The organism is Rhizobium rhizoryzae (genome assembly GCF_011046895.1).
Taxonomy (GTDB): domain Bacteria; phylum Pseudomonadota; class Alphaproteobacteria; order Rhizobiales; family Rhizobiaceae; genus Neorhizobium; species Neorhizobium rhizoryzae.
The window spans coordinates 710795-733610 of the sequence record NZ_CP049249.1 but is presented as its reverse complement, the minus strand read 5'-3'; the positions used below and the strand labels follow the sequence as shown (position 1 = coordinate 733610).

At 56.2% G+C, this 22816-nt stretch carries 22 protein-coding genes and 1 riboswitch; of the genes, 15 read left to right on the top strand and 7 right to left on the bottom strand.

Going from position 1 to position 22816, the window contains the following annotated elements:
• Positions 1-209: 209 nt before the first annotated feature.
• The gene (locus G6N80_RS04175; protein WP_246251360.1) at positions 210-1091 is read left to right on the top strand and encodes a sensor histidine kinase; all 882 of its coding nucleotides are present in this window, start codon (positions 210-212) and stop codon (positions 1089-1091) included.
• Positions 1092-1128: 37 nt separating this feature from the next.
• Here G6N80_RS04175 and G6N80_RS04170 read toward each other — a convergent pair whose 3' ends face one another.
• The 3 genes from G6N80_RS04170 to G6N80_RS04160 all read right to left on the bottom strand — a co-directional run bounded on the left by G6N80_RS04170 (position 1129) and on the right by G6N80_RS04160 (position 4010).
• The gene (locus G6N80_RS04170; protein ID WP_165131496.1) at positions 1129-2838 is read right to left on the bottom strand and encodes a metallophosphoesterase family protein; all 1710 of its coding nucleotides are present in this window, start codon (positions 2836-2838) and stop codon (positions 1129-1131) included.
• Between the two features lie 39 nt (positions 2839-2877).
• Positions 2878-3102 (bottom strand): hypothetical protein, encoded by a 225-nt coding sequence (locus tag G6N80_RS04165; RefSeq protein ID WP_062556379.1) that lies wholly within the window; start codon positions 3100-3102, stop codon positions 2878-2880.
• 104 nt (positions 3103-3206) lie between these two features.
• On the bottom strand, positions 3207-4010 hold the full coding sequence (locus G6N80_RS04160; RefSeq protein ID WP_165131493.1) for an AraC family transcriptional regulator: 804 nt from the start codon (positions 4008-4010) through the stop codon (positions 3207-3209).
• Positions 4011-4134: 124 nt separating this feature from the next.
• On the opposite strand from G6N80_RS04160, the gene G6N80_RS04155 reads away from it, so the two are divergent.
• The 4 genes from G6N80_RS04155 (at position 4135) to G6N80_RS04140 (ending at position 9566) form a co-directional block, all read left to right on the top strand.
• Positions 4135-5337: an MFS transporter gene (locus G6N80_RS04155; protein WP_165131490.1), complete on the top strand. Its 1203-nt coding sequence runs from the start codon at positions 4135-4137 to the stop codon at positions 5335-5337.
• Between the two features lie 216 nt (positions 5338-5553).
• The gene (gene atzF / locus G6N80_RS04150; RefSeq protein ID WP_062556382.1) at positions 5554-7362 is read left to right on the top strand and encodes an allophanate hydrolase; all 1809 of its coding nucleotides are present in this window, start codon (positions 5554-5556) and stop codon (positions 7360-7362) included.
• A 211-nt stretch (positions 7363-7573) separates the two neighbouring features.
• Positions 7574-9193, top strand: coding sequence for a phosphoethanolamine transferase (locus G6N80_RS04145; RefSeq protein ID WP_165131487.1), 1620 nt, complete (start codon positions 7574-7576; stop codon positions 9191-9193).
• Positions 9180-9566 (top strand): diacylglycerol kinase, encoded by a 387-nt coding sequence (locus tag G6N80_RS04140; protein ID WP_165131484.1) that lies wholly within the window; start codon positions 9180-9182, stop codon positions 9564-9566. Before G6N80_RS04145 ends, G6N80_RS04140 begins: the two co-directional genes overlap by 14 nt.
• Before the next feature lie 3 nt (positions 9567-9569).
• Here G6N80_RS04140 and G6N80_RS04135 read toward each other — a convergent pair whose 3' ends face one another.
• Entirely contained in the window at positions 9570-9836 is a 267-nt protein-coding gene (locus G6N80_RS04135; protein WP_062556883.1) for a PepSY domain-containing protein, read from the bottom strand.
• A gap of 159 nt (positions 9837-9995) precedes the next feature.
• On the opposite strand from G6N80_RS04135, the gene G6N80_RS04130 reads away from it, so the two are divergent.
• The 3 genes from G6N80_RS04130 (at position 9996) to G6N80_RS04120 (ending at position 13003) form a co-directional block, all read left to right on the top strand.
• Positions 9996-10655, top strand: a complete 660-nt coding sequence (locus G6N80_RS04130) for a response regulator transcription factor (RefSeq protein WP_062556385.1) — start codon at positions 9996-9998, stop codon at positions 10653-10655.
• A complete protein-coding gene (locus tag G6N80_RS04125) occupies positions 10652-11998 on the top strand; it encodes a histidine kinase dimerization/phospho-acceptor domain-containing protein (protein ID WP_062556386.1) in 1347 nt (448 codons plus the stop codon). The genes G6N80_RS04130 and G6N80_RS04125 overlap by 4 nt, the downstream gene beginning before the upstream one ends.
• A gap of 66 nt (positions 11999-12064) precedes the next feature.
• A riboswitch (cobalamin riboswitch) is annotated at positions 12065-12271 on the top strand.
• 51 nt (positions 12272-12322) lie between these two features.
• The gene (locus G6N80_RS04120; protein ID WP_062556387.1) at positions 12323-13003 is read left to right on the top strand and encodes an energy-coupling factor ABC transporter permease; all 681 of its coding nucleotides are present in this window, start codon (positions 12323-12325) and stop codon (positions 13001-13003) included.
• Positions 13004-13056: 53 nt separating this feature from the next.
• Here the strand turns inward: G6N80_RS04120 and G6N80_RS04115 are convergent, their stop codons facing one another.
• Together G6N80_RS04115 and G6N80_RS04110 are read right to left on the bottom strand one after the other, a co-directional pair.
• Positions 13057-13944, bottom strand: a complete 888-nt coding sequence (locus G6N80_RS04115; protein ID WP_165131481.1) for an aldo/keto reductase — start codon at positions 13942-13944, stop codon at positions 13057-13059.
• A gap of 103 nt (positions 13945-14047) precedes the next feature.
• Complete coding sequence (locus G6N80_RS04110) at positions 14048-14398, bottom strand: thiol-disulfide oxidoreductase DCC family protein (protein WP_165131478.1); 351 nt, start codon at positions 14396-14398, stop codon at positions 14048-14050.
• A 139-nt stretch (positions 14399-14537) separates the two neighbouring features.
• On the opposite strand from G6N80_RS04110, the gene G6N80_RS04105 reads away from it, so the two are divergent.
• The 5 genes from G6N80_RS04105 to G6N80_RS04085 all read left to right on the top strand — a co-directional run bounded on the left by G6N80_RS04105 (position 14538) and on the right by G6N80_RS04085 (position 18971).
• Positions 14538-14966 (top strand): YqaA family protein, encoded by a 429-nt coding sequence (locus tag G6N80_RS04105; RefSeq protein WP_165132350.1) that lies wholly within the window; start codon positions 14538-14540, stop codon positions 14964-14966.
• Positions 14967-15202: 236 nt separating this feature from the next.
• On the top strand, positions 15203-16195 hold the full coding sequence (locus tag G6N80_RS04100) for a sulfate ABC transporter substrate-binding protein (protein ID WP_244484829.1): 993 nt from the start codon (positions 15203-15205) through the stop codon (positions 16193-16195).
• A gap of 14 nt (positions 16196-16209) precedes the next feature.
• Positions 16210-17067 (top strand): sulfate ABC transporter permease subunit CysT, encoded by an 858-nt coding sequence (cysT, locus tag G6N80_RS04095; RefSeq protein WP_062556392.1) that lies wholly within the window; start codon positions 16210-16212, stop codon positions 17065-17067.
• Complete coding sequence (cysW, locus tag G6N80_RS04090; protein WP_062556393.1) at positions 17060-17917, top strand: sulfate ABC transporter permease subunit CysW; 858 nt, start codon at positions 17060-17062, stop codon at positions 17915-17917. Before cysT ends, cysW begins: the two co-directional genes overlap by 8 nt.
• A gap of 10 nt (positions 17918-17927) precedes the next feature.
• A complete protein-coding gene (locus tag G6N80_RS04085) occupies positions 17928-18971 on the top strand; it encodes a sulfate/molybdate ABC transporter ATP-binding protein (protein ID WP_165132347.1) in 1044 nt (347 codons plus the stop codon).
• A 79-nt stretch (positions 18972-19050) separates the two neighbouring features.
• Here G6N80_RS04085 and G6N80_RS04080 read toward each other — a convergent pair whose 3' ends face one another.
• Positions 19051-19911, bottom strand: coding sequence for a MerR family transcriptional regulator (locus tag G6N80_RS04080; protein ID WP_165131475.1), 861 nt, complete (start codon positions 19909-19911; stop codon positions 19051-19053).
• Positions 19912-20015: 104 nt separating this feature from the next.
• On the opposite strand from G6N80_RS04080, the gene G6N80_RS04075 reads away from it, so the two are divergent.
• A complete protein-coding gene (locus G6N80_RS04075; RefSeq protein WP_062556395.1) occupies positions 20016-21296 on the top strand; it encodes a 4-aminobutyrate--2-oxoglutarate transaminase in 1281 nt (426 codons plus the stop codon).
• A 3-nt stretch (positions 21297-21299) separates the two neighbouring features.
• Complete coding sequence (locus G6N80_RS04070) at positions 21300-22778, top strand: NAD-dependent succinate-semialdehyde dehydrogenase (RefSeq protein ID WP_165131472.1); 1479 nt, start codon at positions 21300-21302, stop codon at positions 22776-22778.
• The last annotated feature ends 38 nt before the right edge of the window (positions 22779-22816 follow it).

Genomic DNA, 22816 nt, shown 5'->3' with positions numbered 1-22816 from the left:
CGGTAAGTGTACCAAATAATTGAGAAGGTAGTGAAAACGTCGTGAGCAAATCCTTCTCCGTGACTTCGGCAGAAATGCTGGCGAAGATGAATGACGAGCTTCAGGCTGCGGATTCCAGATTGGTCGGGAACGCGGCCTTGTTGGCATCCGTGCTAAATGGCTGCGGGGATTGCATCAAGATCCTGGATCTCGAGGGACGCCTTCAATTCATGAGTGAAGGCGGCAAACGGGTGATGGAGGTTGATGACTTTAGTGCATTCCAAGGCTGCCCTTGGCCGGATTTCTGGGCTGGAGACGGTAACGTTGCCGCCCGTCAGGCTGTTGAAACGGCTGCATCTGGACAGCCCGCACAATTCTTCGGTGACGCCAAGACTGCGAAAGGGACGCAAAAATTCTGGGAGGTTCAGGTCATCCCGGTATTTGGCGAGGGTGGAAATCCCACCCATCTGCTGTCCATCTCAAAAGACATCACTGATGTTACCGACGCCCTGCGCCGAAACGAGTTACTCGCACAGGAACTTCAGCATCGCATTAAGAACACCCTCGCCATGGTCGCGGCAGTAGCCTCCCAGACCTTGAAAGGCGAAGATATCAGCGATCGCAGAACGGCATTTCTGACAAGGATCCAGGCGCTTTCGAAAGCCAATGAGATCATAACCGCAAAAACATGGCAGAACGCACCAATGCGCGCTGTGATCGAGAAGGCTCTGGAACCGCATCTGCCACGGCCGGAGCGATGCTCTATTCAAGGTGACGATCTTGATCTGACCGCCAAGCAGGCGCTCTCTCTCGCCTTGTCGGTGCATGAACTGGCCACGAATGCGACCAAATACGGCGCATTATCTGGAGAAGATGGCAGGGTTGACATTGAATGGCGCGTCGATGACGAACAGCCTGTCGGCGAGCGATTGCTGTTTGAATGGCGCGAAACTGGTGGCCCGCCAGTAAGTGAACCAAGTTCACGTGGCTTCGGATCCAAGCTTGTCATGCGCGCTCTCGCCTCGGATTTCCAAGGCAAAGTCACGCTCGATTATCTGCCTACCGGCGTGGTTTGCAGAATGCTCGCGCCGGCGCCAACTGTAGCCTTGTGATGCTGACCACGGGTGAACGGTCCATGATTGCGGCGTCTCAGGCGACGGCTTCTCTTTGCGATTTGAGTGTAATTTCCAGCCGGCTTATGGATCGATTGGCCCGTTTTACGAAGCCATTGAATCCGGAGAAGAAGATCCGGAGGAACCTTTCTGTTTCATGTTCAGCTGGGCTTGGCGTATGTTTCAAACATCGCGCGCCCAAGGCTGCATAAAGATCAAGCCTGCTTTGGCTGATCGTGCCGAAAGCCAGTTGCGAGGCTTGCCGTAGGCAATACCAATCGAGAATGATGTCGATCAGGGGAATGTCGCCAAGATCCGCTTCCGGCAAATTGACCGTTTCTGCCAGATGACGCAGGAGGTCCGGCTGATCGAGTGCCGAACCGAGAATGCCACAAGCGCTCCGAAAGTCTTGGTCCATCAGGTCCTGAACGACGGCTTGAGGCCATTCCTTCTTGAAATAGCGATGCTGGATGAGCGAACGAAGGTGGTCGACCAGAAACGTCCGGTAATCATTTGCTGCAATGGCACTATCTTCGGTCTCACCCGTACGGTTCGCTTCAAGTCTATAGGCAGCCGAGATAGCTTGCTCGACGGGCATATCGTTGAGGGAAATGGTGTCGACCATGACACCCTTATCGGTCAACGCGACTGTCTTGAAGGCGGGCGGGAAGGCCACGAGAGACGGGACTGCAATATTGCGAAGTTCGCCATGTTCCATGACGGCACGTGTTACGCCTTCGACATGGAGGTGGCCGCTGAAATGCACTTCCACGCCGGACTGGATGAGCTTTGCGGCAACAGCCGGTTGCGGTGTCCTGCGAACCACATTGGTTTCGCCGAACAGAGCCGCTTCAGCGGCGCTGGTACCGTCGAATGGGTCAAGCACCGGGTAATGTGAAAAGGCAAGCAGGGTCTTTCCGGAAGCATTGGCCCTGGCCGCAACACTTGCGATCCAGTCGATCAGAAATGGCTTGCATCGCAAAAGCGCATTCCATCCGGCGGCGGTGCTGTCGATGAAGGCGGCTTCCTCCTCCCGAGCAAAACTTCCGTTCCGCGGCTCAAAGATGTTGGCATCGATCATCAACAGCCAAAGGCCGGGTTCCGGTTCTACCAGATAGGAGGCATCCATAAGCGAGTACACGTTCTCGCAGTCCGGTGATGCGATCTCATATCGCCGGTCTTCATCCCGGTCCGATAATCCGAAGGGCGTTTCCCAATGAAGGTACGAGGGCTGGCGGTAATAGCCGAACTCCCGCATTGGCTGGAGCCCGACAGGGTAACCTTCGCAATACATGTCGTCGCTGACGATCACAGCACCATGCGTCAGGGTCTTGTCGCTGGTGATGAGGACGCCGGATCCATCGGCACTGATAAATTGCTTCGTCTGATGACGCCCGGCAGGTCCGAAGATGTCGTGATTTCCAGGGAGCGCGTAGAACTTCAGGCCAAACTCTTTTTCATAGCCCAGCAATATTTCACGGAGCCGCCGCATGGTGGACCGTTGCCCGTCATCAGAATAGTCGCCCAGCAGGACAACGTGCCGGATTCCCCGCTCTATGACTGCCTTCAATGCCGCGTGAAGCGCTGGCGCGCTCTCATTGAATACGCGCGTTGATTGGCGTGTTTCGGACCAGGTGCGCAGAGCCATGCGCCGGCCATCTATTGTTATCCCGGGGAAACCAAAGTCTGCGTCAAGATCATGGAAATGGATATCGGCGATAACAGCGATGGTATTGTGATGAGGCATGGCGACAAGCTTGTACTATGTTCTGAAATCCGGTCGAACCTATTCTTCGCCGATGAGACCGTCGAAGACTTCCATCATGGCATCGACAATGGCCTGACCCAGGGCGTTTGCCGTTTCTCCGACCTTTTCATCCGTGCCGTCGCGAGCCGCAAGCGCGAGGTCCGCCCCTTGATCCGCAACGATAGCCTTCGCCCGCTCGATTGCCCACTGGGCAAAATCACTGCGGCTGCTAATGGTCATTTCATCGTCCTGCTGATCTGTCATTGTCGCGATTTTCTCCAGAGGAATATCGGCTAACTACGCGCAATTGCCGTGATTGACAACGAGGCGCAGGGACGATGGATTGTCTTCGCGAAAATCGTGCGGGCTTAACTCAGATAAGTTCGGGGAGGGCGCCCCAGAATGCGCCGAAACATTGTAGAGAAAGCAGCAATATTCTCGTAGCCAGCGTCCAGCGCGACGGTGGTGACACTCTGCCCTTCGGCTAGACGGGGAAGGGAGGCGAAGACACAGGCCTGCTGACGCCACTGGGTGAAGCTGATGCCGGTCTCTTCCCGGAAACGGCGCGTAAAGGTGCGGCGGCTCGTCTTCAGTTCTCTCGCCCAGTCATCGATGCTGGTGGCTGCTGTTGGCGCGCTCAGAAAGTGGCGACAGAGTTTTGCCAGGCCTGCATGGTTGGGGAAGGGAAGCCCTAGCGGCCTTTCTGGAAACTGCTCGAATTCGTCCAGAAGAAGATCTGTCACAAGGCTTAGCCGATGATATCGTTCTGGCCTTTTCTCGACATTGACAAGTTCGCCGATCAGGTTCTGAGCAAGAGGCGTAACTTCCACGACCCGCGGATGGGCTGGACTCCCTTCCGGCAAATCCCAGTAGATCGATTGCATGTGCACTTCGCTGATCATCTCCGCCGAGTGTCGGTAGTTGGAGGGGATAACCAGCGCATGTCCCGGCGGGATCATCCATCGCCTGCCATCGGTATTGACCAATACGATACCTTTGCGCGCAAACCATAACTGAGTGCGGCTGTGGGAATGCACCGGCACCTCAAAGCCTGCCGGATAAACGCGCTCAAGCGCGATCAGCCTCTCATTGGTCTGCTCTATCCAGACAAGGCTACGGTTGTGGTCCTGATAATCCGGTCCATCGTCGGACGTATGATCCACAATACGCATTTGGCCCACTCGCGAAATATATAGACCGAAACACAAATGCGGGCCATCTGCAACCTAGCTAAACCAACTTCTGCGGTGTTTCGACGCAACCGAGGCATAATATCAAAAGGACAGAGGAACGGTCATGGCGAGCATAGCTGCCACAGGAGCTACGGCAGAGAAAACTGCTGTTTCCATCATCTTCGCGGCAAGTTTTTGCCACATGCTCAACGATATCATGCAGTCACTGCTGACATCGCTTTATCCTCTCCTCAAGGCTAATTACGCGCTCGATTTCGTGCAGATCGGCCTGCTGACCTTCGCGTTTCAGGTGACCGCATCCCTATTGCAGCCTGCCGTTGGCGTTATCACCGACCGTTGGCCGATGCCGTTTTCGTTGCCGACGGCCATGCTCTCCACTTGCGCTGGTCTGATCACACTTGCCTTTGCCCACCACTTCGTTGTGCTGATTATCGGCGCCTGCCTCATTGGCATTGGTTCGGCGATTTTTCACCCGGAAGCGTCTCGCGTTGCGAGATTGGCATCGGGTGGCCGTCACGGACTGGCTCAATCCATGTTTCAGGTGGGCGGAAATACGGGCACGGCCATCGGACCTCTTCTCGCCGCTTTCATCGTCATCCCCTATGGACAGTCGGTTCTGAGCTGGTTCTCGCTGATCGCCCTGCTTGGCTTTTGTGTGCTGTCCGGGGTCAGCGTCTGGTACATGCGCCATCGCCGCAGTAACGCGGGCCGCTCCAATCCAAGCCGGACTCTGCCGCTGCAACGTTCGCATGTGGCTTGGACACTTGCGATCCTGATTGTCCTGACCGCGACGAAAAATGCCTATTTGGCCAGCATTTCGAGCTATTTCACATTCTATGCGATCCACAAGTTCAACGTCAGCGTTCAGGATGCGCAACTCATGCTCTTCCTGTTCTTAGGCGCGTCGGCGGCGGGCGTCTTCGTGGGAGGTCCGATCGGCGATCGTTTCGGTTCTCGAAGCGTGATCTGGTTCTCAATTCTCGGAGTCATTCCTTTTGCACTGATGCTGCCCTATGCCGATCTGTTCTGGACGTCGGTACTGGTCATCCTGATCGGCTTCATCTTCTCGTCCGCGTTTTCAGCAATCGTGGTCTTCGCGCAGGAACTGGTTCCGGGTCGCGTAGGATTGATTGCCGGACTGTTCTTTGGCTTTGCCTTCGGGTTCGGGGGGATTGGAGCTGCGGTGCTCGGCGTGTTTGCCGACCGGCAGGGCATCGAGTTTGTCTATAGCCTCTGCTCGTTCATGCCGCTCCTTGGGCTGCTCACTGTCTTGCTGCCTCGGCTTCCAAGCGAGCGACGCGCCTGATGCCGGATATTGGCGAAGCCGGGAAGGCTTCGCTAGTAGCTCTTAATCGTCCGATTGCAAACGCACAAATTTAAAGCACTTGATCGTCTGAAGGCTTCCCCAGAGCTTCGTTGTTCGCCAATGGCCGCCGCTAAAGGCGGAATGCAAAACCTCTTGCATGGCATGTAAATTGCATACACTTTCGGTAATTATCGCAGCCCTGTGCCGGAGGTTTGAATGCTGCCGACTATTCTCGATCTCGAAGCCGTGAGAGCGGCCTATGCCTCTGGTCTGACGCCCTTACAGATGATTGATGAGATCATTGCGCGCCGAGAAGCATCCGAGGATCCGGCAATTTTTATTACGCAAAGCTCTCCAGATCAGTTGCGTATTGCGGCCAGAGAATTGATGGAACGAGCACCGGAGCCGAACAGCCTGCCGCTCTGGGGGGTGCCATTTGCAGTCAAGGACAATATCGATGTGGCGGGACTTCCCACCACGGCCGGATGTCCGGCCTTCGCTTACGAACCCGTTGCAGACGCTACGGTCGTCGCGCGCCTGAAGGCTGCGGGTGCTTTGGTGATTGGGAAGACGAATCTTGATCAGTTTGCAACCGGATTGAACGGAACGCGCTCGCCCTACGGCGCGCCACGCTCCGTATTCAATCGCGATTATGTTTCGGGTGGTTCGTCTTCCGGGTCTGCCGTAGCCGTTGGCGCAGGATTGGCAAGTTTTGCGCTGGGAACAGATACAGCCGGCTCCGGTCGCGTTCCCGCAGCCTTCAATAACCTCGTGGGCATCAAGCCAACTCCAGGGCTCGTTCCCAATGTGGGCGTGGTACCAGCCTGCCGCAGCGTCGACGTCGTGACGATCTTTGCAGCGACTGTGGGGGATGGCGTCGCCATTCGCAAAGTCATGGAGGGCTATGATGCGGCCGATCCCTATTCCCGCAAGGCGATTGCGACAACCCTTCCGCACCAGGGTCTGCGCATTGGTGTGCTTGACGTCTCTGAGCGCGAGTTCTTCGGAAACAACGAGGTAGAAGCTCTCTATGACACTGCGATTGAGAGGGCGCTGTCGCTTGGCGCAACAATCGTGCCCTTTGACTACGCGCCATTCCGTCAGGCAGCGGAACTGCTTTATAACGGGCCGTGGGTGGCGGAGCGGTTGGCAGCGGTCACAGATTTCCTTGCGACGAATGCGCAGGATTTCGACCCAACCGTGAGACAGATCATCGAAGGTGCTAAAGCCTATGATGCCGTCGCGGCGTTCGAAGGGCAATATAAACTAGGCCACCTGCGTCAGAGGGCTGATGCGGAATGGGCAAAGGTAGACATATTGATGCTGCCGACCTCGCCGACAACCTACACGGTAGATGCGATGGTAGCTGATCCCATCGTCAAGAACAGCCACTTTGGCCGCTATACAAATTTTGCCAACCTCTTCGGATACGCAGCGATTGCTGTGCCCGGAGGTTTCGGTGCAACCGGCCTGCCGAATGGGGTGACCCTTTTCGGCCCAGCCTTCTCCGACGATGCGCTGGCGCCTTTCGCGGATGCCCTGCATCGTGCTTGCGCGTCGGGAATGGGCAAGGACCGCGGCGCTGTATTGCCGGAAGCTTCAATGGTGACAGAACCTGATGATGGGTTTGTTCCTATCGTCGTGGTCGGAGCGCATCTCACGGGTATGCCGCTGAACCATGAACTGACCGGCTCAGGTGGGCGCTTGATCAAAAGCTGCCGGACGGCAGCTGACTACCGGCTTTACGTTTTGCCGAACACGACACCACCGAAGCCGGGGCTCATCCGAGAGCCGGGTTATTGCGGACCAGGGCTGGAGGTGGAAGTCTGGAAGGTAAGCCCCCAGGCATTCGGGCGTTTTGTCCAAAACATCCCGGCACCGCTTGGTATCGGGAAGGTCACGCTCGACGATGGCTCCCAGGTCTCTGGTTTCCTGTGCGAGCCTTACGCGCTTGGGAACGCCAGGGAGATCACAGCCCTTGGCGGTTGGCGCGCTTACATTGCAAGCATCAGGCAAGCCGGATAGCACCGTAAGCGTGGGATCCATTGAAGGGATCTGATGCCGCCGCGCGAATGTCTCTTCCTCGAGGAGCAGGACGGATGTCGGCTGCTCAACTTGGCGTGCGTCATAAAATATACGTATTCAGGCTGCTGTCAGCTTCGGTTATCAGTGCTGGTCATTGAAACTGGTCGACCCTTTTCGACCAGAACCGAAAATGACAGAGCCGGAGCCTATGATGTTCAAACGCCCAATCCTGGGAAGCATCCCGCTGAGCATCATCGTCTCGGTCTATATTCTGTTGCTCCTGAACCGAACGTTCTGGGCAAAGACATTCGGGATCATGGCCGGGCAGAACCTGGCCATCGCAGCCTTTGCTGTTGGCATCACCTTTGCATTCATCGCTTTGTTCGTCAGCTTTTCGGTCAAATATCTGATGAAGCCGCTGCTGATCGTGTTCATCTGGACGGCTGCTTCGTCCGCTTGGTTCATGGATCAGTTTGGCGTCATCATTGACGACGATATGATCAGAAATGCAGCGGAGACGAACACTGCAGAAGCCAGTCATCTGATCACTGCAGGCTTCATACTGCACATGTGTCTCTACGCACTCTTGCCCAGTCTGTTGATCGCCTGGGTGAAGATCCGCCATCGGAACTTTTTCAGCAAAGTCGTGCGCAACCTGGCGGTTATAATTCCCTCTCTTGTCATCTTCGCCGTTGCCGGGCTGTCTCATGCGGGGATTTACAGTTTCGCGCGGCGCCAGAACCACGATTGGTTCGAGATGTTGAATCCTGTTTTCCCGATGATCAACGCGGTCACCTATGTCCGCAAGGCCACTGCCGAAAAGAACATCGTCGTAAAGCCGCTTGGCCGTGATGCGAAGGTGGCAGATGCACTCAAGGCCTCACACAGAAAGCCCCGAGTAACCATTGTCGTCGTCGGCGAAACGGCGCGTGCCTCCAGCTTCCAGCTCGGCGGTTACGAACGCCCGACGAACCCTGAGCTTTCAAAGCGGGACATCTTCTACTTCACCAAAGCCACGAGCTGCGGAACAGCAACCGCCATCTCTGTTCCTTGCATGTTTTCGAACCTGGGCCAGAACGGTTACGCGCATGCGAGAGCTCTTGCGCAAGAAAACCTGATGGATGTTCTGGTCCATGCTGGCGTGCGGACCGAGTGGCTGGATAACAATACTGGCAGCAAGGGCGTGGCTGATCGTATCCCCTATAGCGATCTCTTCAACTCCAAAGATGCTCGCTTCTGTAATGGCGGCGAATGTTGGGATGACATCCTCCTTGATCGTCTGGACGGCTGGCTGAAAACTGTCAGCGGAGATGCGGTTCTGGTTCTGCATCAGCTTGGCAGCCACGGTCCGGCCTACTACGCCCGCTACCCCGACGCGTTCAAGATCTTCCAGCCTGATTGCCGCTCTTCGGAATTCTCCAAATGCCATCGCGATGAGATCATCAACGCCTATGACAACACGATCGTCTACACGGACCATGTCCTTGCGAGCATCATCGACAAGTTGAGCGCGCAGCAGGATCGCCTTTCGCCATCGATGATCTACATGTCGGATCACGGGGAATCTCTCGGCGAGAAGGGCCTGTTCCTTCATGGTGCACCGTGGCTCGTTGCACCGGAACAACAGACGCATATTCCCTTTGTTCTGTGGCTAGGAGCCGAAGCGAGGCAGGGGATAGAGTCGGAATGCATTGATAAGCTGGAAAAAGAGCCCGTCTCGCAAGACAATCTCTTTCATACCGTGCTGGGCTTGATGCATGTAGAAACCAAGGTAAAAGATCCGAAGCTCGATATTTACGGTTCCTGCAAGGCATCGAATGCAAAATCCTGATGAGATTCCGCGCAAGGTAACGGGAATAAGGCATCTTTTCGCGGCACAGCGATATTCCGCTTCAGGCGCCAGAAGGTTGTGGCAGGAAGCGGCATTTCGTCACGAATGTCTCGCAATGCTGGCGTCACTTGTCTTCTTTGCCGTCATAGGCGCAAGCGTTGAGCGCTTTTCGATTCTGATCGGTGTTTTCCTGATCGTCGTCGCGCTGGAAGCGCTCAATACAGCCATCGAAGAGATCATCGACCGTATCTCGCCCGAATTCTCAGCCACCGGACGGCATGCGAAAGATCTCGGCTCATTTGCCGTTTTCTGCGGGCTTCTCGCCTGGGGAATTCTGATGCTGGATACGACGGTCCGGGTGATCGTTGGCTGAGATCTAATGTTCGATCTTCGTATCGAGGATCTCGAGGCTTTTCGGATTGAAGAAGGCAGCAACCTTCTCCCCCTCTGCATTGATGGCGAAAGCTTCGTAGCAGCCATCTTCGCTTCGGATGGATCTCACTTTCCAACCAACGCTTTCGAGCTTTGCTTGCAAGACCTTGCGTGGTTGCCAATCGGCAATCGGTACGTTGCACCGTTCGCTTGCAACGGCTGCCGTCCCGACGGCCCAGCTTGCAATCGCAATAGCGACGAGACGTTTCATGTGATCTGCTCCAGCCATTGTTCGCCTGTTACGCTGTATTCATTAGCTGACATCCACCTGAAAACAGGAGAAATTCATCACGGAATCGCAACGCGGTCGATTTCAGTTTGGTGACAGTTTGATAAGACACTTGCTTGGTCGAAATGGAGACACGTTGCCTTGCGTATCCTGCTTGTAGAAGATGATGCAACACTGGCGGATGCGGTGCGCACTCACGTCACCCGGCACAACCATGCAGTGGACCTTGCGGAAGACAAGGAGAGTGCGCTTGCCTGTCTCGCTGGTGTTGATTATGCGCTGGTTCTCCTCGATCTTCGCCTGCCCGATGGAAGCGGCCTCGATATTCTCAAGCACATCCGGCTGAAGAAGCAGATGATACCGGTCATCGTTCTGACCGCGCATGACCAGGTATCTGACCGGATCGCAGGGTTGAATGCAGGTGCGGACGACTATCTGGTCAAGCCCTTCGACCTGGATGAACTGGAAGCGCGAATCCATGCGGTTTCCAGACGATACGGCGCCAGTCAGACTCCGATGGTCGAACTGGCCGGCTTCGAGGTCTATCCGTCCGAACATCGCATCGAGGGAAAGACCGGTGAGCGCATTTCCCTTTCCGCGCGTGAGTGGGCTGTGCTTGAATGCCTTCTTGCGCGACGCAATTCCATCGTATCCAAGTCCCAGATCGAAGAAGCGCTCTATGCTTTTGGTGCCGAAATCGAAAGCAATACCGTTGAGGTTTATGTGAGCCGTCTTCGGCGCAAGTTGGGGAAGGAGATTGTCGAAACAGTTCGCGGTATCGGCTATCGGGTGGCTGAATGAGTATGCCGAGGCCCCGCAGCATTGCGCGCGAACTGCGCATTTCGCTCGGATTGACCCTATTGGCTTTCTGGCTGCTGGCTGCAGGACTTGCCTTTTCTGTCATGCAGGAGGAAATGGGCGAGGTTTTCGACAGCGCTCTTCAGGAGACAGCAGAACGCCTGGCACCTCTGGTCATTGATGACCTTTACACTCGAGAGGATACCAGCGCTCCCCGGAAGCTGACGGCGTTGCGCGAAAACGTGCCAGATGAGTATTTGACCTATCAGGTTCGGGATGGCTCCGGTCGCGTGCTGCTGCATTCGCATAATGTCAGTGCCGATCCGTACGAAGCGCCGCTGGTGGAAGGCTTCTGGAGTGGCGGCGAAAAACGCATATTCACGGTTGCTGCCGTCAGTGGCAGCATCTTCGTACAAGTCGCAGATTCGCTGGAACATCGGCGGGAGGCCTCAATTGAGGGCGGTACGGCACTGCTGCTGCCGCTTCTCCTGCTCCTGCCGGCGAGTCTGATTGCCGTCAGTTGGTTCGTGCGTCGCAACGTCAGCGAGGTGGATCGTTTGAAGCGCGTTATCGGCCTGCGCGACAGCGGGAATCTTGCACCCATCGATCTCAAGGATCTGCCTATCGAACTCGAACCGATCCAGCAATCCGTCAACCTTCTGATCAAGCGGGTGGACGATGCGCTGGAAGCAGAACGTTCCTTGACCGCCAACAGTGCTCACGAATTGCGGACACCCATTGCAGGTGCACTTGCACAAAGCCAGCTCCTGCTTTCCGAGCTTGAGGATGGACAGACCCGGGATCGCGCCAGGCAGGTTGACGCAGCACTCAGGAAGCTCTCCGTGCTGACGGAAAAGTTGTTGCAGCTTGCGCGAGCCGATGCGGGCATCGGTAAGTCTGCGGTTCGTTCGGACCTGTCGACGATCCTTGACGTCGTTATGGAAGAATTCTTGCGCAACAGCCAGAGTGGCTCGGTTCTTCATTATCATCGTCCGGAGAGAATGGTCCTTTCTCGCGAGGTAGATCCGGACGCCTTTGCCATTGCTGCCCGTAATCTGGTCGAAAATGCTCTCGCCTACCGCTTGCCTGACACGCATGTCGACGTGCACCTGAAGCCGGATGGCCTGCGCGTATCGAACCTCACGTCGCCCAAGACCTTGCTTCCTCCGGAAAAGCTGCGACAGCGCTTCGTGCGCGGCCATTCCCTTCATCCCGGCTCGGGTCTGGGGCTCGCCATCGTGGAACGGCTGGCGACCCAGATGGGCGCGCAACTGGAACTGACGGCCACGCCGCTGGCGCCCGACCAGTCTCGTTTCGATGCGAGCATCGTATTTCCTGACCCGTGATTCTGTCTCACAGTTGTTTTCTCGTGAAATCGCCGTGAACGGGATTGCGCTGCGCTCAAAAACAGTCTTAGGCTTCCCGATGATGGTCTCGGTTGCCCATAAAGCAACCGGTGAAAAGGGAATGTGGTGATGCAACGCAAGTTGCCAATGCCACGGCTGCCCCCGCAACTGTAGGCGAGGAGCGACATCCGTTATCCACTGGCGTCAGGGCCGGGAAGGGGGATGAAGCTGCGAATCGCAAGCCAGGAGACCTGCCATCAGAGGCGGACATTCGTCCGATTATGACACACCAATCGACCGCGCGGTGGGCGCGGGGAGGCAGATATGCATATTGAACCGGGCGTCGTTGACGGCGCAAAAATCGTGCTCAGCTACGCGACAGCATTGGCCGCGCTGGGGCTGACAGCCAAAATGGCAACAGACAGTGTTCGTCGGGATGGTGGTGTCGCGTCGCTCGCGTTGCGAAGTGCCATTACGACCGTTCTCGTCTTCGGCTTTTTCGAGGTCTTGCCGCATCATCCGGTCGGCGTTTCCGAAGTTCACCTCATTCTTGGGTCGACCCTGTTCCTGATGTTCGGCGCAGGTGCTGCGTCCATCGGGCTTGCCGCCGGCCTCCTCATCCAGGGCCTGTTCTTCTCGCCGTTCGATCTTCCTCAGTATGGCATGAACGTAACGACCTTGCTCGTTCCGCTTTGGGCCATCAGCCAGCTCGCGGCCAAGCTTATTCCGGCCCGCACGGCCTATGTTGATGTGACCTATCGCCAGGCATTTACACTGTCTACCGCCTATCAGGGTGGTATTGTTGCCTGGGTGGCCTTCTGGGCGCTCTATGGCCACGGGTTCACGGTCGAAAATCTCGTGAGCATCGGAAGTTTCGGCGTGGCCTATATGAGCGTTATCCTCATTGAGCCGTTGGTCGATCTGGCCGTGCTTGCAGCGGCGAAATCCTTGCGCAAATACAGCCAGGGCCCGATTTTCAGCCGTCGATTGCATCAGGCAGCCTGACGCTGTGATCTCTAAGCCGGCGGCCTGATTGCAGGCCGCCGATTGCCGAGACGTTATGGAACGTCCCGGCCTTCTGCCGTGGAATAGAGTTCGAACCAGTCTTCCCGCGAAAGCTTGACTTTCATCGCATCGCCAATCTGTCGAATGCGTGCAACATTGTTTGTACCCATGACGGGCAGAATGTGGGCCGGATGTGCGAGTAGCCAGGCGACGGCAATGGCTGTGCGATCTACACCTTGTTCGGCTGCGATGCGATCCAGCGTCCTGCCAAGGTCGGTGTCATTTGAAAAAAGGCGGCCACCACCCAGAGGTGACCATGCCATTGCCCGGACCTTGTCTCGTGTCATCGAGCTCAGATCACCATTCGTGAACGGGTCCCGCGCCAAAAGGCTCAGTTCGATCTGGTTGACCACGAGTTTCGTCTGCATGCACGACTGAAGCGCCGCGAGATCCCAGGGGCGGAAATTCGAAACGCCGACGGCTCTGACCTTGCCGGATGACACGGCGGCATCGAGAGCGCCGCCGGTTTCCGTAAAATCCATGAAAGGATCGGGGCGGTGGATCAGCAAAAGATCGATGTAATCTGTGCCCAGGAGACGTAGAGATCTGTCGATCGACGCGCTGATGTGCTCTGCCGAGGTATTATAATGCTTCAGCCGTGCCCCGGCGTAGTCTCCCGTGGGTGCAACTATGCCGCATTTGGTAACAATTTCGATCTTGTCTCGAAGTCCGGCGCCTTTCAATGCTCTGCCGAAATGCTCTTCAACGGTGTAGCCGCCATAGATATCCGCATGATCCATGGTGGTAATACCCTGTTCAAGGCATGCTTCCACTTTGGCAATGATATTGCCCGCGGACACATCCTGATCATCGGCTAGCCGCCACATGCCATAGACGATCCGTGAGAGATCCAATCCGGCCTGAATTTCAACGCGCTGCATCTGCTTCCTTTCTCGCCAAATCGCGGGCTGCAGCCCGCCGCTGCCACGCGGTTTATCTCAACTCTGTGATATTGTCGAAGCGGTGATGGACGAATAGCAGCGCTTACTGGAACAGCCGTTGCAGGCGTGGCCTGATGCGCAAGAAGCCACGATAAAGTAGGTCGAAAAGGGGAGTCAAAGGCGCCCACCCTGCCATAATTCCGAGTGGGCGGAACATGGGAATCGCCCGCCACATTGCAGCAAACGCCTGTGCACCGACATAAAGCTTGCCATTTTCTTCTGCATGAAACCGCGCCAGTGCTTCTGCACGATCAATCGGGCAACTGGCCGATGCATCATAAAGGTCTACGAAGCGGATGGCATTGCCGCGGTCCAGCTTTCGCATCAGCGCAATTTCGCGACGGCAAAGCGGACATCCGCTGTCAAACCAGACTGTCACACGATGGGGGTTCATTCCGTCTAGCCTTTCTTTTGTGCCAATCTACGCCCTCTCTGATCCGACGGATCAATGGGGACCCGAAGAGCGCTTTGACCCGGGAGCCTATTTGGTTTACGAGACCCCCAGACTGAGGCGGATGCGGAACAGACCGGACATGATGGCCTATCTCGGGCTGATGGCAACAGCCTTCGTCGCGGCAACCCTATTGCCAGCACAATCGGAAGCACTCCTTGCATATCTCGTCGTCCAGGCTGAACACCCGGTTGTTCTGCTCGTTGTTTTTGCCACCATCGGGAATGTCGCAGGATCCGTCGTGAACTGGGCGCTCGGTCGGGGCATCGAACGTTTTCGCAACCGGCGCTGGTTTCCGGTCTCCGAAGCTGGCCTCAATCAAGCAAGCCGCTGGTACGGAAAATACGGCCGATGGTCTCTGTTGGCGAGTTGGGTTCCGATCATTGGCGATCCGATCACGGTCGTAGCGGGCGTGCTGCGAGAACCGCTGGCAAGCTTTCTCATCTTCGTTACGATCGCAAAGTTTGCGCGCTATTGCGTGATCGCAGCGCTAGCATCCAACGCATTTTGAAGCATGGGTCGGTCTCGACCGTTCAAGAATATTCCCTATCACCGTCTGTAGACGCGCGATTCTTTGCGTGAAACGAACTGGATATCGATCAGACTTTCTCCGCGCTGATCACGAAAATGAAACAGATTTCTTTAGGGGCGGACCTTCGTTGACTAAGTCGACCTGTTCGGTAGTCTTAAGCCATCAACTGGAGGGAAGTTGCCATGTCGAAAGATATTCGCACTCTGAGGTTTGCCATGGCCTGTGTACTTGCATCGCTTCTAATGGCACCGGCCGTGCATGCCGACACGACACTGTTGAATGTCTCTTATGATCCGACACGCGAGTTTTATAAGGACTTCAACGCGGCCTTCGCCAAGCACTACAAAGCGCAAGCTGGTGAGACCGTTACGATCCAGCAGTCTCATGGCGGTTCTGGCAAGCAAGCGCGTTCGGTTATCGATGGTCTTGGAGCCGATGTGGTGACGCTTGCACTGGAAAGCGACATTGACGCCATTGTACAGAATGGCGGGAAGATAAAGCCCGACTGGCGCGCACGCCTCGGCAACAACTCTTCTCCGTATACCTCCACGATCGTTTTCCTTGTTCGAAAGGGCAATCCCAAGGGCATCAAGAACTGGGGCGATCTGGTCAAGGGTGACGTGAAGATCGTGACCCCGAATCCAAAGACCTCCGGTGGCGCTCGCTGGAACTATCTGGCGGCATGGGCTTGGGCCAACGAGGAGTTCAAGGGGGATCAGGCCAAGATCAAGGCGTACATTGCAGATCTCTATAAGCGTGCCCCGGTGCTGGACAGTGGTGCCCGCGGCTCGACGGTCACCTTCGCGCAACGCCAGATCGGCGATGTTTTGCTGGCCTGGGAAAACGAAGCTTTTCTCGCCGGTGAGGAATTCGGCAAGGATGCGTTCGAAATCGTCGTGCCCCCGATTTCAATCCTCGCTGAGCCGCCGGTTGCTGTCGTTGACGCCAATGTCGATGCAAAGGGAACGCGCAAGGTCGCAGAAGCCTACCTGCAGTACCTGTATTCCGATGAAGGCCAAAACCTCGCAGCGAAACACTTCTATCGTCCGGCCAACCGTGCGGTAGTGAAGCCGGAACTGCTAAAGGCCTTGCCAGACATCAAGCTAGTCACCATCGATGATCCGCAGTTTGGTGGTTGGAAGAAAGCGCAGCCTGAGCACTTCGGTGACGGCGGTATCTTCGACCAGATCTACAAGCCGGCACGCTGAGGAGTGAGCCTGATATGACATCAACCACCGCTTCGATGCGGTGGCGATTGAAAGAGCCGAGCATCATCCCAGGTTTCGGATTGACGCTTGGCTTTTCGCTCGCCTACCTCGGCCTCATCATCCTGATACCGCTTGCCGGTCTCATAGTTCGGGCTAGTTCGCTCTCGGCATCCGAGTTTCTGTCCATCCTGACGGATGAGCGGACACTGGCAGCCCTCAAGATCAGCTTCGGAACTGCGCTGATCGCAGCCCTGATCAACGGTGTCTTTGGCGTATTGATCTGTTGGGTTCTGGTTCGCTACGACTTTCCCGGCCGTCGCCTGATCGATGCGATGGTGGATCTTCCGTTCGCCTTGCCAACGGCAGTCGCAGGCATTGCGCTCAGTGCGCTCTATGCTCCGAAAGGATGGATCGGCGCATGGTTCACCCCCTTCGACATCCGTATTGCCTACACACCGATCGGCATCACCATAGCGCTGATTTTCATCGGGCTCCCGTTCGTCGTCCGCACTGTGCAGCCTGTCATGGAGGAGATCGATCGTGAGGTCGAGGAGGCGGCAGCCACGCTTGGTGCCAACCGCTTTCAGACCGTCTTCAAGGTCTTGCTGCCCAGCCTGCTGCCCGCGATCATGACGGGTTTTGCCCTGGCGTTTGCACGCGGCGTCGGCGAATACGGTTCGGTCGTCTTCATTGCCGGAAACATTCCTTACGTTTCCGAGATCGCGCCATTGTTGATCGTCATCCGATTGGAAGAGTTCAATTATGCGGGCGCGACGGCGATTGCGACGATCATGCTGGTTATCTCATTCGCCATGCTTCTGATCATCAATTTGATCCAGTCGTGGAGCAGGGGGAGGTACGGCAATGGCTGATCGTGCAACTCGCTTCGTCAATCCTGTCGACGAGAGGATCGGAACCAAGATCGTCCTGACATCGATCGGTGGCCTGTATCTCGCCTTCTTTCTCTTCCTGCCGCTGGTGGCCGTGTTCATCGAAGCCTTCCGCAACGGTGCTGCCAGCTATTGGGAAGCTTTGGTTGAACCAGATGCCGCGGCGGCCATTCGGTTGACATTGCTCGTTGCCGCTATTGCGGTTCCGTTGAACCTTGTCTTTGGCGTCGCTGCCGCCTGGGCAATCGCTAAGTTCGAGTTCAAAGGCAAAGCTTTCCTGATAACCCTCATCGATCTGCCATTTTCAATCTCACCGGTCATTTCGGGTCTGGTTTATGTGCTTCTCTTTGGAAGCCACAGTGTGCTGGGACCTATCTTAAAGAGCTATGGGATCGAAATCCTCTTTGCGGTTCCAGGTATCGTCCTGGCGACGGTGTTCGTGACGTTCCCCTTTGTCGCGCGTGAGCTGATTCCGCTCATGCAGGATCAGGGTTCGGGAGATGAGGAAGCGGCACTTTCTCTTGGAGCTTCCGGTTGGCAAACCTTCTGGTACGTAACACTGCCCAATATCAAATGGGGTCTGTTGTATGGCGTGCTGCTCTGCAATGCCCGCGCGATGGGCGAATTTGGCGCGGTGTCTGTCGTCTCCGGCCATATTCGCGGCCTGACCAACACAATGCCCCTTCATGTCGAGATTCTCTACAATGAATACAATATGGCGGCGGCGTTTGCCGTTGCGTCTCTGTTGGCTGCGCTCGCGCTCGTGACACTCGCGCTTAAAACGCTTCTTGAAATACGATTTGGCGCTGGCAATGCTGGCGGACGACATTAAGGGCATGATGATGGAAGTTACCGTATCAAACGTCACCAAGGAATTTGCCCGGTTTCCGGCCCTCAACGATGTATCTCTCGATATCCGTTCCGGTGAACTCATTGCTCTGCTTGGCCCGTCAGGTTCTGGAAAGACAACGCTTCTGCGCCTCATCGCCGGACTCGATCAGCCTACGAACGGGAAGATTCTGTTCGGTGGAGAGGATGCCTCCCATAAGAGCGTTCAGGAGCGCAACATCGGATTTGTCTTCCAGCATTACGCGCTGTTTCGGCATATGACGGTGGCTGATAATATCGCGTTCGGATTGAATGTTCGTCCGTCTTCCACTCGCCCTCCCAAAAATGAGATTTGGAAACGGGTCGCCGAGCTCCTTGAGATGGTCCATCTTTCGGGTCTGGAAAAGCGCTATCCCAATCAGTTGTCCGGCGGTCAGCGCCAGCGTGTGGCTTTGGCGCGTGCCATGGCAATCGAGCCGCGGGTTCTTCTGCTGGATGAGCCATTCGGGGCACTGGATGCCAAGGTTCGCAAGGAACTGCGCAAATGGCTCCGAGAATTTCATGATCGTACTGGCCATACGACCGTGTTCGTTACCCATGATCAGGAAGAAGCATTGGAACTCGCGGATCGCGTCGTGGTAATGAGCCAGGGCAAGATTGAGCAAGTTGGATCAGCCGATGATGTTTACGACAAGCCTGGCTCTCCCTTCGTACATCGCTTCATTGGTGAGGCATCGGAGCTGCCGGTTCGTGTCGAAAATGGTGAGGTATGGCTTGACGACCGCACGGTCGGCCTGAAGACCGATGACGCAGCCGAAGGCCCGTCATCCTTGTTTTTCCGTCCGCACGACATTGAATTTCTCAGTGGCTGTGGCGGTTGCTTTGATGGCGTCGTGGTCGGCAGCCGACGGCTTGCCGGCGCCCGCCGCCTGGAACTCGAGCTCGGCGGCAGCCAGTACCGGGTAGAAGTCGATGTGCCCGTTGATCACCCGGCTGCCCTGAGGAGTCAGATCAACTTCCGGCCCAAGCATTGGCAGCTGTTTCCCAGAAACGCTTGAACTGCTGCGCGGGAGGGTGTGAAGCGCATTCTCTGGCACTGGCGTCCAGACCATGCGGGTGAAACGGTGAGATGAACCATCAGAAGGTGGGCGGTGTATTGACCCAGATCAGCACCGTTTCACCGTCGTGAATATTTCTCCATGAGTGGAGGCGTGTGCTTTCGAAGTAAAAACTGTCGCCTGCCGCAAGCTCAAAGAAGTTCGAACCATCCAGCATAATCTCAAGGTTTCCGCTGAGAATATGCAGAAACTCCTCCCCCGGATGCCTGTAGGCTCCTTCACTTGAGGCGCCGGGTGCCAGAACAAACCGATGGCATTCCATCTGGTTGCGTCCCTCCGCCAAACACTGGATGGTGACGCCTGAAAAGGTCGTTGGCCAAGTCGACCATCTACCGGATCGGATGAGTGATTCCGCGCCGCTTGGTTCCTCCTGTCCGCTCAAGGACGTGATGGTCGTGCCGAAATAGTTGGCCAGATCATGCATTCCTTTGAGCGACAACCCCTGCGATGTCCTCTCGAATGTCGAGAGAAGCGAAATCGGGATATCGAGATCGCGCGCCACGGCATCGAGAGTCTTGGCTGCCTCTCGTCGCATACGTCTGATCTTCTGGCCGATCGATAGATTGGAGCCTGAGGTAAGCTCTTCCTCGTTGGAGGCACTGTCAGTGTCTGCATCTGCAGATTCTTGCTTCAACTGCTCACGGATTGCCGCCGGGTTCAGTCCTTTTTCGGTCCTGAGGTAGCTGATCATTTTCAGACGGTCGATGTGTGAGCTGTCAAACAGGCGCTGCCCGGAGGGCGTCCGGATCGGCTCAATCAACCCCTGGCTTTCCCATAGGCGCAGGGTGGAGGGCGAAACCCCCGCCATGCGCGCCGCCTCCGCAATTTTGAATAGGATTGTATCCACCTTGCCGCTGCTCTGAATTTCTGATCGGTCCATGCTGAAATAATGTGCGGAACCCCGATTGTAAAACTACAGAAAAAATGCAAGAAATCGTTAGAGGGCGATTTTCGTTCCGGATCTTTTTCAAAGAGGGGCGCAGCATGGATAATCAGGCATTGGCGGTTCGCCGCAGCGACGCAATTTCGCGCGGCGTGGGTGTCACCACGAGCGTTTACGCAGAACGCGCCGAGAACGCAGAAATCTGGGATGTGGAAGGCCGTCGCTATATCGATTTCGCCGCGGGCATCGCCGTCGTCAACACGGGGCATCGGCATCCGAAGGTCATGGCTGCGGTTCGTGATCAGCTCGACCACTTTACCCATACCTGCCATCAGGTCATTCCTTACGAGAACTATATTCGTCTCGCTGAGCGTCTCAATGATGCGGTCCCGGGCGACTTTCCCAAGAAGACGATCTTCGTGACGACCGGTGCGGAAGCGGTTGAGAATGCGGTAAAAATCGCCCGCGCTGCCACAAATCGGTCGGCGGTGATCGCCTTTACTGGCGCCTTCCACGGCAGGACATTCATGGGCATGACGCTCACCGGCAAAGTGGTGCCTTACAAGACGGGGTTCGGTGCCATGATGCCCGATGTCTTCCACGTACCGTTTCCGGTTGCCCTTCACGGCACAACCGTCGAAGATACGCTGGGCGTTCTCGACAAGCTGTTCAAGGCTGATGTCGATCCTAACCGGGTTGCTGCCTTCATCGTAGAGCCAGTTCAGGGCGAGGGCGGCTTTTACGAAGTGCCGCGCGCGTTCATGGCAAAGCTCCGCGAGCTCGCAGACAAGCACGGTATTCTGCTGATTGCAGATGAAGTTCAGACCGGGTTTGCCCGCACCGGCAAGCTTTTCGCCATGGAGCATTATGGCGTTCATGCAGATCTGACCACCATGGCGAAAGGTCTGGGCGGCGGTTTCCCTATCGCTGCAGTCACAGGTCGCGCCGACATCATGGATGCGCCTGGACCGGGAGGACTGGGGGGCACTTATGGTGGTAACCCGATTGGCATTGCTGCGGGGAACGCGGTGCTCGATGTGATCGAGGAAGAGGCGCTTTGCGCACGGGCAGACCAGCTTGGCGCGCGGCTCAAGCAGAGATTGCACTCGCTGACGGAAGCCGTTCCACAGATCGCGGATATTCGCGGACCTGGCTTCATGAATGCTGTCGAATTCAATCTCCCTCACTCAACGACTCCAAACCCGGATTTCACGAACAAAGTGAGACTTCGGGCGCTGGAAAAGGGCTTGATCCTCCTGACCTGCGGCGTCCACGGCAATGTGATCCGCTTCCTCGCTCCGATCACCATTCAGGACGATGTCTTCGCGGAAGCGCTGGATATTCTGGAAACCACCCTCCGCGAATGCGCGGCGGAGGCTTGATCCATGTCGGTTTCTTCCACGCTCGCATCACGGCTCGAAGATCCGTCCTTGCTTGTCGATACCGCGCTGATCGCTGACCGCTGGGTCGGACGGAGCGAAACAGGCGAAACCTTTGAAGTCACCAATCCGGCAACTGGAGAGGTGCTGGCCGTATTGCCCGATATGGGGCGAGCGGAAACGGCAGATGCAATCGAGGCGGCGCATGCGGCGCAAAAAGCATGGGCTGCGAGAACGGGTAAAGAGCGCGCCGGTGTGCTGCGTCACTTCTACGATCTGATCGTGGCGCATGCTGATGATCTGGCGATCATCCTGACCTCGGAAATGGGCAAACCCCTTGCCGAGGCCAAGGGCGAAGTTCTTTATGGCGCTTCGTATGTGGAATGGTTTGCCGAAGAGGCAAAGCGCATATATGGCGATACCATCCCCGGACATCAGCCAGACAAACGCATCATCGTTCTGAAGCAACCCGTTGGTGTCGTTGCGTCGATCACGCCGTGGAATTTTCCGAATGCGATGCTCGCCCGCAAGCTTGCGCCTGCCCTGGCGGCTGGCTGTGCCATGGTTTCCAAACCGGCTGCGGAAACTCCGCTTTCCGCACTGGCGCTCGCTGTTCTGGCGCTACGCGCTGGCTTGGCGCCTGGACTTTTCAACGTCGTGCTGTCCACGGATTCAGCCAGCATTGGACAGGAGATGTGTGCGAACAGTAAGGTTCGCAAACTGACTTTCACCGGGTCCACCAATGTCGGCAAGATCCTCATGCGGCAAGGCGCAGATCAGGTGTTGAAGCTTGGGCTGGAGCTTGGTGGCAACGCACCTTTCATCGTCTTCGATGATGCAGATCTCGATGCCGCAGTAGAAGGCGCGATGATCTCCAAATTTCGCAATAACGGCCAGACTTGCGTTTGCGCAAACCGGCTATACGTACAATCCGGTATCTATGATGCGTTTGCAGCCCGGCTTACGGAACGTGTCGCACAGTTGAAGATTGGCAATGGCTTCGAGGAGGGTGTTCAGGCAGGCCCGCTCATTTCATCCAAAGCACTCTCCAAGGTTGAGGAGCATATTTCCGATGCTCTTTCTCAGGGGGCGAATGTGACCACCGGTGGGCGACGCGACGGCCAAGGCGATCTCTTCTTTCAGCCAACGGTCCTGACGGATGTAACATCTTCCATGAAGGTCGCACGGGAAGAAACCTTTGGCCCGGTCGCGCCTCTCTTCCGCTTCGAGACTGAGGAAGAGGTGATCGAGCTTGCCAATGATACGGAGTTTGGTTTGGCCTCCTACTTCTACGCTAAGGACCTCTCCAAGGTCTTCCGCGTGGCGGAAGCTTTGGAATATGGAATGGTCGGGATCAATACCGGATTGATCTCCACCGAAGTTGCGCCATTCGGAGGGATCAAACAATCCGGACAGGGGCGTGAAGGCTCGAAATACGGCATCGAGGACTATCTCGAAATCAAGTATCTCTGTCTTTCCATCTGAGCCTTAGCCATCACTGTCTCTAAATTGAAAACAGTGAT

What these genes read in the sequence shown, in the direction of transcription:
- G6N80_RS04175 (WP_246251360.1), top strand. Translation starts at nt 210, where the DNA reads ATGAGTGAAGGCGGCAAACGGGTGATGGAGGTTGATGACTTTAGTGCA.
- G6N80_RS04170 (WP_165131496.1), bottom strand. Translation starts at nt 2,838, where the DNA reads ATGCCTCATCACAATACCATCGCTGTTATCGCCGATATCCATTTCCAT.
- G6N80_RS04165 (WP_062556379.1), bottom strand. Translation starts at nt 3,102, where the DNA reads ATGACAGATCAGCAGGACGATGAAATGACCATTAGCAGCCGCAGTGAT.
- G6N80_RS04160 (WP_165131493.1), bottom strand. Translation starts at nt 4,010, where the DNA reads ATGCGTATTGTGGATCATACGTCCGACGATGGACCGGATTATCAGGAC.
- G6N80_RS04155 (WP_165131490.1), top strand. Translation starts at nt 4,135, where the DNA reads ATGGCGAGCATAGCTGCCACAGGAGCTACGGCAGAGAAAACTGCTGTT.
- atzF (WP_062556382.1), top strand. Translation starts at nt 5,554, where the DNA reads ATGCTGCCGACTATTCTCGATCTCGAAGCCGTGAGAGCGGCCTATGCC.
- G6N80_RS04145 (WP_165131487.1), top strand. Translation starts at nt 7,574, where the DNA reads ATGTTCAAACGCCCAATCCTGGGAAGCATCCCGCTGAGCATCATCGTC.
- G6N80_RS04140 (WP_165131484.1), top strand. Translation starts at nt 9,180, where the DNA reads ATGCAAAATCCTGATGAGATTCCGCGCAAGGTAACGGGAATAAGGCAT.
- G6N80_RS04135 (WP_062556883.1), bottom strand. Translation starts at nt 9,836, where the DNA reads ATGAAACGTCTCGTCGCTATTGCGATTGCAAGCTGGGCCGTCGGGACG.
- G6N80_RS04125 (WP_062556386.1), top strand. Translation starts at nt 10,652, where the DNA reads ATGAGTATGCCGAGGCCCCGCAGCATTGCGCGCGAACTGCGCATTTCG.
- G6N80_RS04120 (WP_062556387.1), top strand. Translation starts at nt 12,323, where the DNA reads ATGCATATTGAACCGGGCGTCGTTGACGGCGCAAAAATCGTGCTCAGC.
- G6N80_RS04115 (WP_165131481.1), bottom strand. Translation starts at nt 13,944, where the DNA reads ATGCAGCGCGTTGAAATTCAGGCCGGATTGGATCTCTCACGGATCGTC.
- G6N80_RS04110 (WP_165131478.1), bottom strand. Translation starts at nt 14,398, where the DNA reads ATGAACCCCCATCGTGTGACAGTCTGGTTTGACAGCGGATGTCCGCTT.
- G6N80_RS04105 (WP_165132350.1), top strand. Translation starts at nt 14,538, where the DNA reads ATGATGGCCTATCTCGGGCTGATGGCAACAGCCTTCGTCGCGGCAACC.
- G6N80_RS04100 (WP_244484829.1), top strand. Translation starts at nt 15,203, where the DNA reads ATGGCCTGTGTACTTGCATCGCTTCTAATGGCACCGGCCGTGCATGCC.
- cysT (WP_062556392.1), top strand. Translation starts at nt 16,210, where the DNA reads ATGACATCAACCACCGCTTCGATGCGGTGGCGATTGAAAGAGCCGAGC.
- cysW (WP_062556393.1), top strand. Translation starts at nt 17,060, where the DNA reads ATGGCTGATCGTGCAACTCGCTTCGTCAATCCTGTCGACGAGAGGATC.
- G6N80_RS04085 (WP_165132347.1), top strand. Translation starts at nt 17,928, where the DNA reads ATGGAAGTTACCGTATCAAACGTCACCAAGGAATTTGCCCGGTTTCCG.
- G6N80_RS04080 (WP_165131475.1), bottom strand. Translation starts at nt 19,911, where the DNA reads ATGGACCGATCAGAAATTCAGAGCAGCGGCAAGGTGGATACAATCCTA.
- G6N80_RS04075 (WP_062556395.1), top strand. Translation starts at nt 20,016, where the DNA reads ATGGATAATCAGGCATTGGCGGTTCGCCGCAGCGACGCAATTTCGCGC.
- G6N80_RS04070 (WP_165131472.1), top strand. Translation starts at nt 21,300, where the DNA reads ATGTCGGTTTCTTCCACGCTCGCATCACGGCTCGAAGATCCGTCCTTG.